Consider the following 12,328-nt stretch of genomic DNA (forward strand, 5'->3'; position numbering starts at 1 on the left):
GGTTTAATCGTTGTTATTAAAAAATGCCTCTATTTTTTTGACGGCCAAATGATAAGACGCTTTAAGCGCTCCAACACTTGTTCCGAGGACTTCTGAAATCTCTTCATATTTCATGTCTTCAAAATATTTCATATTGAAGACCAATTTTTGCTTCTCTGGCAAGGTCAACAAAGCCTGTTGTAATTTCATTTGAGCTCTATCACCATTAAAATAATTGCCATCAGCAAGCGTTTCTGCTAGATAAGCAGTCGTGTCGTCATCCAACGACACGTTCTGCTTTTGCTTTTTCTTATTTAAGAAGGTGATACATTCATTTGTTGCAATACGATAAAGCCACGTATATAACTGTGAGTCTTCGCGGAAGTTCCCAAGGTTCTTCCATACTTTCACAAAGATATCTTGTACAACATCGTCCGCATCATCATGATCGATGACCATTCTTCGCACATGCCAATAAATCTTCTGTTGATATTTCTTCAACAATAAACGGAAAGCTTCTTCTCGCGTACTCTCTTCGGCGAATTTTGCTATAATTAAAGCGTCATCCATATATTGACTTGCGTAGTTTTGTTATTTTCTTTTGATTACTTTTTGAGCCGCTGCAACAATAGCCGCTGCATTCAGACCGTATTTTTCCATCAATTGAGCAGGAGTACCTGATTCTCCAAAACTATCATTTACAGCAACGTATTCTTGTGGAGTAGGCAACTCTCTTGTTAATACCTGAGCAACGCTATCACCTAAACCGCCAAGACGATTATGCTCTTCCGCCGTTACGACACATTTGGTTTTAGCAACAGATTTTAAAATAGCTTCTTCATCCAAAGGTTTGATTGTATGGATATTGATAATCTCAGCGTTGATGCCCAACTCAGCTAATTTCTCACCAGCTTGGATAGCTTCCCATACTAGATGACCTGTAGCAATGATCGTAACATCCGTTCCTTCATTTAATAACACCGCCTTACCAATTACAAATTCTTGATCAGCAGGAGTGAAATTAGGAACTACAGGACGGCCAAAACGCAAATAAACTGGTCCGTCATATTTGGCTGCAGCAATCGTAGCGGCTTTTGTTTGATTGAAATCACAAGGATTGATCACTGTCATTCCTGGCAACATTTTCATCAAGCCGATATCTTCTAAGATTTGGTGAGTTGCACCATCTTCACCTAAGGTTAGACCAGCATGCGACGCTGCAATTTTTACATTTTTGTCCGAGTATGCAATCGATTGGCGAATCTGATCATAAACACGTCCTGTTGAGAAATTTGCGAATGTACCTGTGAATGGTATTTTACCACCGATCGTAAGTCCGGCAGCAATTCCCATCATATTAGCTTCCGCAATACCGATTTGAAAAAAACGTTCTGGAAATTCTTTGATAAAATCGTTCATTTTTAACGAACCGATTAAATCAGCACATAATGCAACTACATTCTCATCTTGCTTTCCTGCTTCTAGTAAGCCCGCACCAAATCCTGAACGTGTATCTTTTGACTCTGTATAAGTATATTTTTTCATTCTAGTAATCTCCTAAAGTTTCTGTAAGCTGATTCAACGCCGACGCCAATTGTTCGTCATTTGGAGCAACACCATGCCATTTATGAGAACCCATCATAAAATCAACACCGCTACCCATTTCAGTATGCATCAGAATAATAACCGGTTTACCTTTTCCTGTGCGTGATTTAGCTTCTGCTAAACCTGCAACAACAGCATTCATGTCATTGCCTTTAGCAATTTCCATCACATCCCAGCCAAATGCTTCCCATTTTGCACGAAGATCACCAAGAGATAATACTTGATCTGTAGATCCGTCAATTTGTGCTTTGTTATAGTCAACAGTAGCAATTAAATTGTCGATTTTGTTGTGTGGTGCGTACATTGCAGCTTCCCAAACTTGGCCCTCCTGCAATTCGCCATCACCCATTAATACATAAACTAGATTATTGTCTTTATTCAATTTTTTTGCCTGTGCGGCTCCAATTGCAACAGATAATCCTTGGCCCAATGATCCCGAAGCAATACGAATACCCGGAAGGCCTTCGTGTGTTGTTGGGTGACCTTGAAGTCTGGAATTGATTTTTCTGAACGTTGCTAATTCGCTCACTTCAAAATATCCCGCATGCGCCAATGTACTGTAAAATACAGGAGAGATGTGTCCATTTGACAGGAAGAATAAATCTTCTCCTTTTCCATCCATGTCAAAGGAAGGATTGCGTTTCATTGCATTGAAATAAAGCGCCACAAAGTAATCTGTACAACCTAACGAACCACCTGGGTGTCCTGATTGACAAGCGTGTACCATACGTACGATATCACGTCTTACCTGTGATGCAATTTGTTCTAGTTTGTTAATATCTGCACTCATTTTTTTTGTTGGTTTCACAATTGGTCGTAAAGTTAACTATTTTTAAGCTAGATGCTTGTTAAAAAATGAATTTATATTGACTTATTCTAGATTGACGATGTGTTTGATCTGCGGGTTTTTATTTTTTTTGTACCTTGCTTCACTTTATAAAACCAACAATTTTCAGCATAATGCCTAATCAACTTAAAAGCTGCCTTATTATTTCAGCGCTCTCAGCCCTTTATTTGCATTCTTCTGCCCAGCACATCAACATTTACCATAAGGATTGGATCGATTTTAACAAAAATGGGAAAAGGGATATTTATGAAGATTCCAAACAGAAAATAGCCAGTCGCGTGGAGGATCTGTTGCGTCAAATGACTGTTCAAGAAAAGGCCAATCAGACGGTTACACTCTACGGTTATGGGCGGGTTTTGAAAGATGAGCAGCCCACTGCCGCTTGGGACAAAGAGATTTGGAAACACGGCTTGGCCAATATCGACGAAATGTTGAATAGCTTGGCTTATAATAAGTCTGCAAAAACTTCATTTTCGTATCCCTTCAGCCGCCATGCTCAAGCCTTAAATAACGTTCAAAAATGGTTTGTGGAAAATACACGACTTGGTATTCCTGTTGATTTTACCAATGAGGGCATTCATGGACTCAATCATGATCGGGCTACTTCCCTGCCGGCACCAATCAATATTGGAAGTACATGGAATACTTCACTGGTACGTAAAGCTGGCGAAATAATTGGTAGGGAGGCCAAATATCTGGGCTATACCAATGTCTATACACCTATTCTTGATGTTTCTAGAGATCCACGCTGGGGAAGAGTAGTTGAAACCTACGGCGAAGACCCGTTTCATATTGCCGAAATGGGGAAACAAGTTGTTTTAGGAATTCAACAAAATGGCGTCGCATCCACATTGAAACATTATGCAGTCTATTCTGTACCCAAAGGGGGAAGAGATGGCAATGCACGTACGGATCCTCATGTTGGCTTCCGTGAGATGCATTCGCTTCATCTCTATCCATTTAAAAGGGTCATAAAAGAAGCCAAACCTTTAGGAGTCATGAGTAGTTATAATGATTATGATGGCGTGCCTGTATCTGCCAGTAGCTATTTTTTACAGGACTTACTCCGAAAAGAGTATGGTTTTGAAGGGTATGTGGTGTCCGACAGTGAGGCTCTAGAGTTTATTTACAACAAACATCATGTTGCTGCAAACTATAAAGATGCTATTAAACAAGCATTAGAGGCAGGTTTGAATGTGCGGACAAATTTTGATCCACCGAGTACATATCTAACGCCGCTAATGGAACTAATAGAAGAAGGAGGGCTGGATATCAAAATATTGGATCAGCGGGTTCGCGAAGTCCTGACCGTGAAATTTAAACTGGGGTTGTTTGATCATCCATTGAGAGAAGATATAGCGATAGCCGATAAAAAAGTGCATACCCCCGCAGATGAAGAAGTATCACTTCAAATGAATAAGGAGTCTATTGTTCTGTTGAAAAATGAACAGAATCTACTTCCAATAGACGTGAATAAATACAAACGAATTTTGGTTACGGGACCAATGGCAGAGGCAACAAATTATACGACAAGTCGATATGGACCTTCTAATAATCCGATCACAACCATCAAAGATGGGATTATAAACTATGCAAAAACAAAGGCACTTCGGGTTGATTATGCCAAAGGGGTAGATGTCGTGGATAAAAACTGGCCTGAGAGTGAGATTATTCCAACAGACTTATCAGGAGAGGAGCTGGAAAAGATGGCCGAAGGTGTACGTCTCGGTAAAGAATCTGATCTAATCATAGCCGTAATGGGCGAGTCGGAACGGGAAGTCGGTGAAAGTCGATCGAGGTCAGATCTAAATTTGCCAGGCAAGCAACGCGACTATTTGATGAAATTGAAGGAAACAGGTAAACCTATTGTGCTGGTACTTGTCAATGGTCGTCCACTTACTGTCAATTGGGAAAACAAGTATCTACCTGCAATCGTGGAGAGTTGGTTTCTTAGCAATCAGTCGGGAAATGTTCTTGCCGAAATGCTGTTTGGTGGGTATAGTCCTAGTGGAAAATTGCCAATTTCATTTCCAAAGTCCGTCGGACAGGTTGAAATGAATTTTCCGACCAAGCCCGCTGCACAGGCGGGGCAACCCGGGGTCGGACCCAATGGGTGGGGCAATAGTCGGGTTGTTGGATTCTTATACCCTTTTGGATATGGATTAAGCTACACAGATTTTAGTTTTTCAAATTTACAACTCGCTAAAAAACAGATCAGACCAGCAGATTCCCTTACAGTTACGGTTGATATTGAAAACATAGGGAAGAGGAAAGGTGCCGAAGTTGTTCAGCTGTATATCAAAGATGTACTGTCTTCGGTAACGACATATGAGATGGATTTGCGTGGATTCGAAAAAGTTGAACTTAATCCAGGGGAGAAGAAGACCTTACAGTTTACGATCTTACCTGCCCATCTGGAACTTTTGGATCAGCATAATAACTGGACCGTTGAACCTGGAAAATTTGAACTATTTATCGGTAATTCTTCTGTTAATCTTCCGCTTAAAGATTCTTTTGAAGTCGTCAATTAGGTTGAAAAATTGCCATACAAGGCAGATGGCGGATAGCGATTATTTCTTCTTAAGACTAGTGAATAAAAAAAAGGATTCAGCAAAATTAATTACTGAATCCTTTTTTTCTTGTATCGAATAGCTGTGATTACATGGCCTCAGCGACAACTTCAGTCACTTCTGGAACCATGCGTTTCAACAAGCCCTCAATTCCTGCTTTTAATGTGATTGTCGACGATGGACAACCACTGCAAGAACCTTTTAGTTCAACTGTCACAATACCTTCGTTGAAGGATTTATAATGGATTGCTCCACCATCTTGTTCAACAGCAGGTCTTACATAATCATGTAATACTTGTTGTATCTTCACTTCAGTTTCAGTACCTTCAAAATTAACCTCTGTATCGTGGTGTACCGTTTTTACCGCAAGTTCAGACTCTACAGCACCTTTTACAAAGTCTTTTAGCAAGGCTTCAATGTCTTCCCATTCCGCATCTTCAGTTTTGGTAATGGTCACGAAGTTACTTGCAAAAAATACCCCATTTACAAAATTAAATTTGAATAATTCAAGTGCAAACGGTGAATCTTGTGCTGCTTCTTTATTTGGAAAATCCACACTACCGTTGATCAACAATTTATTGACCAAGAACTTCATTGTAGAAGGGTTGGGTGTAGACTCTGTATATACGTTAATCGTAGCCATGTAGTATCTATTTTTATTCCAAGCAAATATAGGTCAAATGAAGCTTTGTTAAGGTCATCTATAAGTAAAAGCTTATAAAGTGACACCTGTGTAGTTAGAAGGACTGATCGCTTTCAGTTCCTCTTTAACTTCCGCTGATACATTTAGATTATCAACAAATGTCGCTATCGTTTCTTTCGTAACATGTGTGTTGGTACGTGTTAGGTCCTTTAAAGCTTCATACGGCTTGGGATAGCCTTCCCTTCTTAATATAGTTTGTAGTGCCTCCGCAACAACAGCCCAATTATTTTCAAGATCATTGGCCAATGCCTGTTCGTTTAAGATCAATTTGCGTAACCCTCTCAAAGTTGATTTAATAGCAATTAGGGTATGTGCAAATGGAACACCAATATTACGTAATACCGTAGAATCTGTTAAATCTCGTTGAAGACGGGAAACTGGTAACTTAGCTGCAAGGTGCTCAAAAATTGCATTTGCAATACCTAAATTTCCTTCTGCATTTTCAAAGTCAATTGGGTTGACTTTATGTGGCATAGCCGAAGAACCGATTTGACCAGCAGTGATTTTTTGTTTAAAATATTCCATCGAAATATATGTCCAAATGTCACGGCATAAATCGATGACAATATTGTTTATCCGTTTTAAGGCATCACAGCTTGCTGCAAAGTTATCGTAATGCTCAATCTGTGTGGTCGTTTGTGAACGGTCTAACCCCAAGATATTGTTTACAAAATTATTCCCAAAATTGATCCAATTTGTCGCTGGATATGCAACGTGATGCGCATTAAAATTACCAGTTGCACCACCAAATTTAGCTGAATACGGTACTTGATGTAATAGTTGCAATTGACGTTCTATGCGTTCGATAAAAACATAAAACTCTTTACCCAAACGGGTTGGAGATGCTGGTTGTCCATGGGTACGTGCCAACATCGGGATGTCTGACCATGACGTTGCTAATGATTTTAACTCATGAAGCAACTCTTCGATTGCCGGTGTATAGCTTTCTTTAATGGCTTCTTTCCAGGAAAGTGGAATCGCTGTATTATTGATATCTTGTGAAGTCAAACCAAAATGGATGAATTCAAGGTAGTCCTGTAATCCTAATTTTTCAAATTGATCTTTTAGAAAATATTCAACTGCTTTAACATCATGGTTTGTAACTTTCTCTGTGTTTTTGATCCAAATGGCATCTTCTTCAGAAAAATTCCTGTAGATATCCCGCAATTTTTCATTGAGTGTTTTGTCAAACTGTTGCAATTGAGCAATACCGGATTCACTTAATGCAATAAAATATTCGACTTCTACGCGTACACGATATTTTATTAAAGCAAATTCGGAAAAAAATGCTGAAAGTTCATTAGTATTATTGTAATAGCGTCCGTCAATAGGCGTAACTGCTGTTAAAGATGATAAAGCCATAGATTGAATGATTTTTGGCAAAGGTAAAAAAATGCTTGGAGCTTAGCAATTTAATTGGTACAGATATAAAAAAAGCCTCCTTGTTGAAGGAAGCTTTTTATACGGTGTAAATTCTTTTTCAGAGAATTAGTGAGCAGCTTTAGTTGAATCAACTTTAGCAGCAGCTGAATCTACAGCAGTTTTTGCTGAATCCAATTGAGTGTTAGCTGAATCTAAAGCAACGTTAGCTGAATCAGTAGCAGCGTCAGTTTTTTTAGCTGTTTCACCACATGATGCGAAAGCCAATGTTAAAGCTAAACCTAAGAAACCGAATTTGAATGCGTTTTTCATTTTATTAAAATTAAAATATTTTTAAATCTTGTTATTTAGGAGTTAATACCATTAAAGCAAAAAGGTAACCCCTGTATTTATTTTTTTGAAAAAAAGAAAGGCCTTTCGTGAAAAAGGCCTTCCAAAAGCTCTATTCAGTCCTAAATTATTTTTTAGTAGCAGCTGAATCAACTTTAGCAGCAGCTGAATCAACTTTAGCAGCAGCTGAATCAACTTTAGTAGCAGCTGAATCTAATGTGTTAGCAGCTGAATCAACTAAAGCAGAAGCTGAATCTGCAGCACCTTCAGCTTTTTTCTCTGAATTGTTACAAGATGCGAAAGCTACAGTTAAAGCTAAACCTAAGAAACCGAATTTTAATGCGTTTTTCATTTTCTAATTTTCTAATTTAAATTGAAATAATTTTCTTTTTCATCTCTTAATACACGTAACCAAAAAAGGTAACCCAAAAAAAAATGTTTTTTTGGATATATTTTTAACATATTGTTTTTCAGGTGTATATAGTTGTGTGTTTTATTCGAAACGTTCCTGATTCCAATATTTTATTGATAAGAGATCGTACGATATAAGGTGAGATGTTGTTCATTCGTTTGTTTACCGGATAATTCCATCTGATCAATTTGTATCATGTCATTTCCAAACAATTTTCGATTATTTTTCTTATTTTAAGAAGTAAACACTTAAAAAGAAATTGCAATTATGTTTGATAAAGTAAAGAATATAATGGATTTGGCAAAATCAATAGACTTTGGCAAATTGGAAGAATTATCGAAGAAAGTGGATTTGGGAGCAGTAATGGATGCCGTATCAAAAATGGATGATAAGCAGCTTCATGGGTTAATGAAAATGCTGAGTGCAGGGAAAGAAAAAAAGGAATTACCTCCTATTAATGGTGATTTCTATGCTATGGATAGCAAATTAAACGATTCAGATCGTGCATTGCAATTGAAGGTGAGGGAATTTATGGAAACTGAGGTCAAGCCAATTGTCAATAAATATTGGTTAAGAGATGAGTTCCCTTTTGAAATAGTACCGAAACTAGCAGCTTTAAATATTTGTGGCTATACCTACGATGGGTATGGCTGTATGGGGGGAAGTTCATTAATGGAAGGGATCATAGCGGCGGAGATAGCACGGGTAGATGCTTCTGTAGCGACTTTCTTTGGCGTACAGAGTGGTTTAGCCATGGGATCAATTTATATTTGCGGATCCGAAGAGCAAAAACAAGAGTGGCTGCCCAAAATGCAGCAGATGCAAGTGATTGGTGCTTTTGGTTTAACAGAGCCCGAAGTAGGGTCGGGAGCAGCAGGCGGATTGACAACGACCTGTAGGAAGACAGCCGAAGGTTGGGTCTTAAATGGTCAGAAAAAATGGATCGGGAACTCCACCTTTTCTGATATCACCATTGTTTGGGCTAGGGATCTTGATGATGGCGAAGTTAAAGGTTTTATCGTACGAAAAGATAACCCGGGCTTTTCAGTTGAGAAAATTAAAGATAAGATGGCTTTGCGCATTGTACAGAATGGTCTTATTACTTTAGCGAATTGTATCGTTCCGGAAAGTGATCGCCTGCAAAATGCAGATTCCTTTAAAGATACAGGAAAGGTTCTTCAGATGACGCGAGCAGGTGTCGCTTGGATGGCCGTAGGATGTGCACGGGGTGCCTATGAAAATGCCTTGGATTATACGCGTAAAAGGAAGCAATTTGGTAAACCAATCGCTTCTTTTCAACTTATTCAAAATCATCTGGTTGAAATGTTGTCCAATTTAACGGCTATGCAAACGCTTGTCTTCAGGTTATCTGAATTACAGGATAAGGGTGAACTAAAAGATGAACATGCCTCGCTGGCCAAAGTCTTCTGTTCTTTACGTACGAGAGATATTGTTTCCAAGGCTCGGGAGGTCATGGGCGGAAATGGTATTCTGTTAGAATATAATGTCGCACGGTTTTTGGCCGATGCCGAAGCAATTTATTCCTATGAGGGGACAAAAGAAATCAATTCACTCATTGTTGGCAGAAGTATAACTGGATTTAGTGCCTTTGTTTAGGAGGGATCTGGCTGGTTTTTGACTTCCTGTCGCCAAATATCGCTTAATACATAAAAAGGGCGTTGTTTTTTAAACAATGCCCTTTTTAGCTCAGTTGGAGCAAAAAATGAATTTTCTATTTCCGTTTAAATCGCATAATAGCAATATCTCCCATGATAAATGTCAACGTATTCTCGCTTACACTATAGGTGTTTACCTTTTCCAATGTCGAAAAGAAGGTTGCTTCACCATTACCTTCGCAGGCCATTTTCGTTGACATAATCGGGCCAAAATTAATGGTATTTCCATTGGTTTTAAAAGTCGTATTGTAGTTATTGCAGCTACTATTTCCGTTTACTTTACCACTGGCAGCATCAAATATCATTGTTGGTTTACGATTGGGATACAGGCCATCGAAAGCGATCCGTGGGCCAGATATATAATCAAGTTCCCAAGTTCCACTAAGTTGTTGCTTATTGTCCTGAATCAACTTGAATTTTGCCAGAGGAGCCATTTTCGCTTTGTTCAGGCTAAGAATGCCATCCTTAATCGTATAATTATCTGCAGCAATCAGATTTTTGGATAAAGCTTGTTCAATAGACATATCCGGACAGGCCATCATCGTAGACATGCCTTGAGCAAATTTAACCTTTCCATTTTTTGACAATGTCAATTCTCCACCGATGCCATTACATCCTCCACTTGCACTGTAACTTTTTTCGTCCAGCTGGAGGTAAGGTATTTTGCCGTTGATCTGATCCGCTACAGGCTGTCCATTGATTTCAATCAATTGCCATTTTTTCCCAATTACTGATGAAATGCTACTGTCTGAGTTTTGCTCATTCGCGTTCTTCTTGATCACAGAGCAACTTCCAAGACTAACAATTAAGATGGCCAATATGGCGATGTTTTTAAAGTTCATATTCTAAATTTTAACCTATTAACACCCTTTTTAACGTTTGGTTTGACGAAGTGCTACAAAAGTTCACTAACAAAAAAGGCTTCCAATTTGGAAGCCTTCTTTATCAGTATGATAAATCTTACGATTTGTTTTTATTTTGTTGTGCTTGTTGTTGTGCACGCATCATTTCTTCCATTTTCGTTTGGAAGCTTGATTTTTTATCTGCTTTTGGATTCTTTTTATTTTCCTCCAATTTAGCTAAGATTTTCTCATCATTAACCATGGTGCGAATTACCAACTGAGTCAAGAACGTAAATAACGCACTTAAGAAATAGTAGTAGTTCAAACCTGCTGGGAAGCTATTCAAAACAAAGAAGAAAATCAAAGGCATGATATAGCCCATATATTTCATTTGTCCTGTAGCACCAGATGTAGCGTTGTTATACCAAGTCGTTAACAATGTTGTCAATGTCATCAAGATACACATCAAAGAGATGTGGTTAAATGATCCAAAAATAGGTGCAAATGTAAACAGCGTATCATAGGTTGACATATCCTTCATAAACAAGAAGCTTTGTCCTCTCAATTCAAATAAATTTGGAAAGAAGTAGAAGAAAGCAATTGTAAATGGCATTTGTAAGACAAGAGGAAGACATCCACCAAGTGGATTCACACCAACCTGTTTGTACAATTTCATTTGCTCCTGCTGCATCAACATTTGATTGTCTTCACCCACTTTTGCTTTGATCTCATCCAGCTGCGGTTTTAATACACGCATTTTGGCCATAGAGACATAAGACTTGTAGGTCATTGGGGAAAGAATTAACTTCAACATCAATGTCAATAAAAGGATAACGATACCGTAGCTCATATGGAAACCATCCAGGAAGTTAAATACAGGTACAGTAATCCATTGGTTGATCCAACGCATAGGGCCCCAGCCCATGTTGATAATTGACTGATAATCATTTCCTTCAGCCTTCAATACATTGTATTGATTTGGACCAAAGAAGAAGTTTAAGAAATAGTTGTTGTCCTTATGATTATCAAATGCTAATTCTGCGTTTGTATTATAGAATTTGACGATGTCGGTTTCTGACGCATGTTTTACATCCACTTTTGCATTGACAAAGCCATCTTTAGCGTTGAGGATACTAGAGAAGTAATGCTGCTTGAAAGCAATCCATTGTACTTTTTTCTCCAATGGCTCGTCCGCATCTTTTGATTCGGAAAGGTGATCTACTTTATTATCTTCTTTATAATATAGTGTAGATTTCTGTCTTTCAGATTCTATGTTTTGCTCTTTTTGTCTCAACGTGGTGTTCCAGTTCAGGGTCAACGTTTTTTGACTCTGCGGAATTAAATTCTGTATCCCTTTTGTGTTAATGTCCAGGCCAACATTATAGCCTTTACCAGCAATCGAGTACACATATTCAATATACTGTTCGGCACTGTAATTTAGTCGGAATTTTACAGATTGTTTACCTTCACCAGAAACTTGGATATCCGAAGATTCTGTATTGAAGTATAAATCATTTGTTGATACATTTTGACCAGCTGCGTTAAATTGAAAACCAAACTTATTGTCCTCACCATCAAAAAGCATCAAAGGTTTTCCATTGAAATTCTTTTCGCCTTTTAGTTCTACGGATTTAACCTTACCACCTTTTGTACTGATTTTGGCAATGATTTTCTCGTTTTCAATCGTAATGACTTTCTCCGTTCCAAATTTTGTCGCGCCAAAAGGCTTTTTCAATTCTGCCGAATCAGCAATCACTGCTGTTTGTACTGCTTTGGCTTTAGCGGTAGAGTCACTTTCGGCAGGCAGTCCTTTTTCTGTACGCGCTTTAGCCTCTTGTCTCGCTTGTTCTTGTTTGATTTCTGATTCTGAAGGCTTCATCAGGTAAAATGAACCAGTGATGATAGCAAACATCAGGACCAAACCAATTAGGGTATTTCTATCCATTTTTAATAATTAAACTTAATTAATTGTATCCTTCTATTA

At 38.4% G+C, this 12,328-nt stretch carries 11 protein-coding genes; 2 read left to right on the top strand and 9 right to left on the bottom strand.

What is annotated here, in order from left to right:
- Positions 1–3 precede the first annotated feature (3 nt).
- From HS960_RS24405 to HS960_RS24415, 3 genes are read right to left on the bottom strand one after another with little or no spacing between them, the layout of a single operon-like run.
- A complete protein-coding gene (locus HS960_RS24405) occupies positions 4–549 on the bottom strand; it encodes an RNA polymerase sigma factor (protein ID WP_075994136.1) in 546 nt (181 codons plus the stop codon).
- Between the two features lie 21 nt (positions 550–570).
- A complete protein-coding gene (locus HS960_RS24410; protein ID WP_120333250.1) occupies positions 571–1,524 on the bottom strand; it encodes a transketolase family protein in 954 nt (317 codons plus the stop codon).
- Position 1,525: 1 nt separating this feature from the next.
- Complete coding sequence (locus HS960_RS24415; protein WP_075994134.1) at positions 1,526–2,374, bottom strand: transketolase; 849 nt, start codon at positions 2,372–2,374, stop codon at positions 1,526–1,528.
- A 170-nt stretch (positions 2,375–2,544) separates the two neighbouring features.
- On the opposite strand from HS960_RS24415, the gene HS960_RS24420 reads away from it, so the two are divergent.
- Positions 2,545–4,962: a glycoside hydrolase family 3 N-terminal domain-containing protein gene (locus HS960_RS24420; RefSeq protein ID WP_153847243.1), complete on the top strand. Its 2,418-nt coding sequence runs from the start codon at positions 2,545–2,547 to the stop codon at positions 4,960–4,962.
- Between the two features lie 127 nt (positions 4,963–5,089).
- Here HS960_RS24420 and HS960_RS24425 read toward each other — a convergent pair whose 3' ends face one another.
- From HS960_RS24425 to HS960_RS24440, 4 genes are all read right to left on the bottom strand, one after another.
- A complete protein-coding gene (locus tag HS960_RS24425; RefSeq protein WP_088162909.1) occupies positions 5,090–5,644 on the bottom strand; it encodes a NifU family protein in 555 nt (184 codons plus the stop codon).
- A gap of 72 nt (positions 5,645–5,716) precedes the next feature.
- Positions 5,717–7,066, bottom strand: a complete 1,350-nt coding sequence (gene purB / locus HS960_RS24430; protein ID WP_088162908.1) for an adenylosuccinate lyase — start codon at positions 7,064–7,066, stop codon at positions 5,717–5,719.
- Positions 7,067–7,192: 126 nt separating this feature from the next.
- Complete coding sequence (locus HS960_RS24435) at positions 7,193–7,396, bottom strand: PG1828 family lipoprotein (RefSeq protein ID WP_088162907.1); 204 nt, start codon at positions 7,394–7,396, stop codon at positions 7,193–7,195.
- Positions 7,397–7,541: 145 nt separating this feature from the next.
- Positions 7,542–7,766 carry a PG1828 family lipoprotein gene (locus HS960_RS24440; protein ID WP_046671848.1) on the bottom strand — a complete coding sequence of 75 codons (225 nt, stop codon included), beginning with the start codon at positions 7,764–7,766 and terminating at the stop codon, positions 7,542–7,544.
- Between the two features lie 327 nt (positions 7,767–8,093).
- On the opposite strand from HS960_RS24440, the gene HS960_RS24445 reads away from it, so the two are divergent.
- Positions 8,094–9,443 (top strand): acyl-CoA dehydrogenase family protein, encoded by a 1,350-nt coding sequence (locus HS960_RS24445; RefSeq protein ID WP_200845671.1) that lies wholly within the window; start codon positions 8,094–8,096, stop codon positions 9,441–9,443.
- 115 nt (positions 9,444–9,558) lie between these two features.
- Here the strand turns inward: HS960_RS24445 and HS960_RS24450 are convergent, their stop codons facing one another.
- On the bottom strand, positions 9,559–10,344 hold the full coding sequence (locus HS960_RS24450) for an META domain-containing protein (RefSeq protein ID WP_153847239.1): 786 nt from the start codon (positions 10,342–10,344) through the stop codon (positions 9,559–9,561).
- Positions 10,345–10,462: 118 nt separating this feature from the next.
- A complete protein-coding gene (gene yidC, locus HS960_RS24455; RefSeq protein ID WP_153847238.1) occupies positions 10,463–12,289 on the bottom strand; it encodes a membrane protein insertase YidC in 1,827 nt (608 codons plus the stop codon).
- Positions 12,290–12,328 lie beyond the last annotated feature (39 nt).

Origin of the sequence: Sphingobacterium paramultivorum (assembly GCF_014109745.1) — a bacterium.
Classification (GTDB): Bacteria; Bacteroidota; Bacteroidia; order Sphingobacteriales; family Sphingobacteriaceae; genus Sphingobacterium; species Sphingobacterium paramultivorum.

Bases quoted from the DNA above. Each gene is read 5' to 3' on its own strand.
- HS960_RS24420 (WP_153847243.1), top strand. From the start codon at position 2,545: ATGCCTAATCAACTTAAAAGCTGCCTTATTATTTCAGCGCTCTCAGCC.
- HS960_RS24410 (WP_120333250.1), bottom strand. From the start codon at position 1,524: ATGAAAAAATATACTTATACAGAGTCAAAAGATACACGTTCAGGATTT.
- HS960_RS24415 (WP_075994134.1), bottom strand. From the start codon at position 2,374: ATGAGTGCAGATATTAACAAACTAGAACAAATTGCATCACAGGTAAGA.
- HS960_RS24440 (WP_046671848.1), bottom strand. From the start codon at position 7,766: ATGAAAAACGCATTAAAATTCGGTTTCTTAGGTTTAGCTTTAACTGTA.
- HS960_RS24445 (WP_200845671.1), top strand. From the start codon at position 8,094: ATGTTTGATAAAGTAAAGAATATAATGGATTTGGCAAAATCAATAGAC.
- HS960_RS24425 (WP_088162909.1), bottom strand. From the start codon at position 5,644: ATGGCTACGATTAACGTATATACAGAGTCTACACCCAACCCTTCTACA.
- yidC (WP_153847238.1), bottom strand. From the start codon at position 12,289: ATGGATAGAAATACCCTAATTGGTTTGGTCCTGATGTTTGCTATCATC.
- HS960_RS24450 (WP_153847239.1), bottom strand. From the start codon at position 10,344: ATGAACTTTAAAAACATCGCCATATTGGCCATCTTAATTGTTAGTCTT.
- HS960_RS24435 (WP_088162907.1), bottom strand. From the start codon at position 7,396: ATGAAAAACGCATTCAAATTCGGTTTCTTAGGTTTAGCTTTAACATTG.
- HS960_RS24405 (WP_075994136.1), bottom strand. From the start codon at position 549: ATGGATGACGCTTTAATTATAGCAAAATTCGCCGAAGAGAGTACGCGA.
- purB (WP_088162908.1), bottom strand. From the start codon at position 7,066: ATGGCTTTATCATCTTTAACAGCAGTTACGCCTATTGACGGACGCTAT.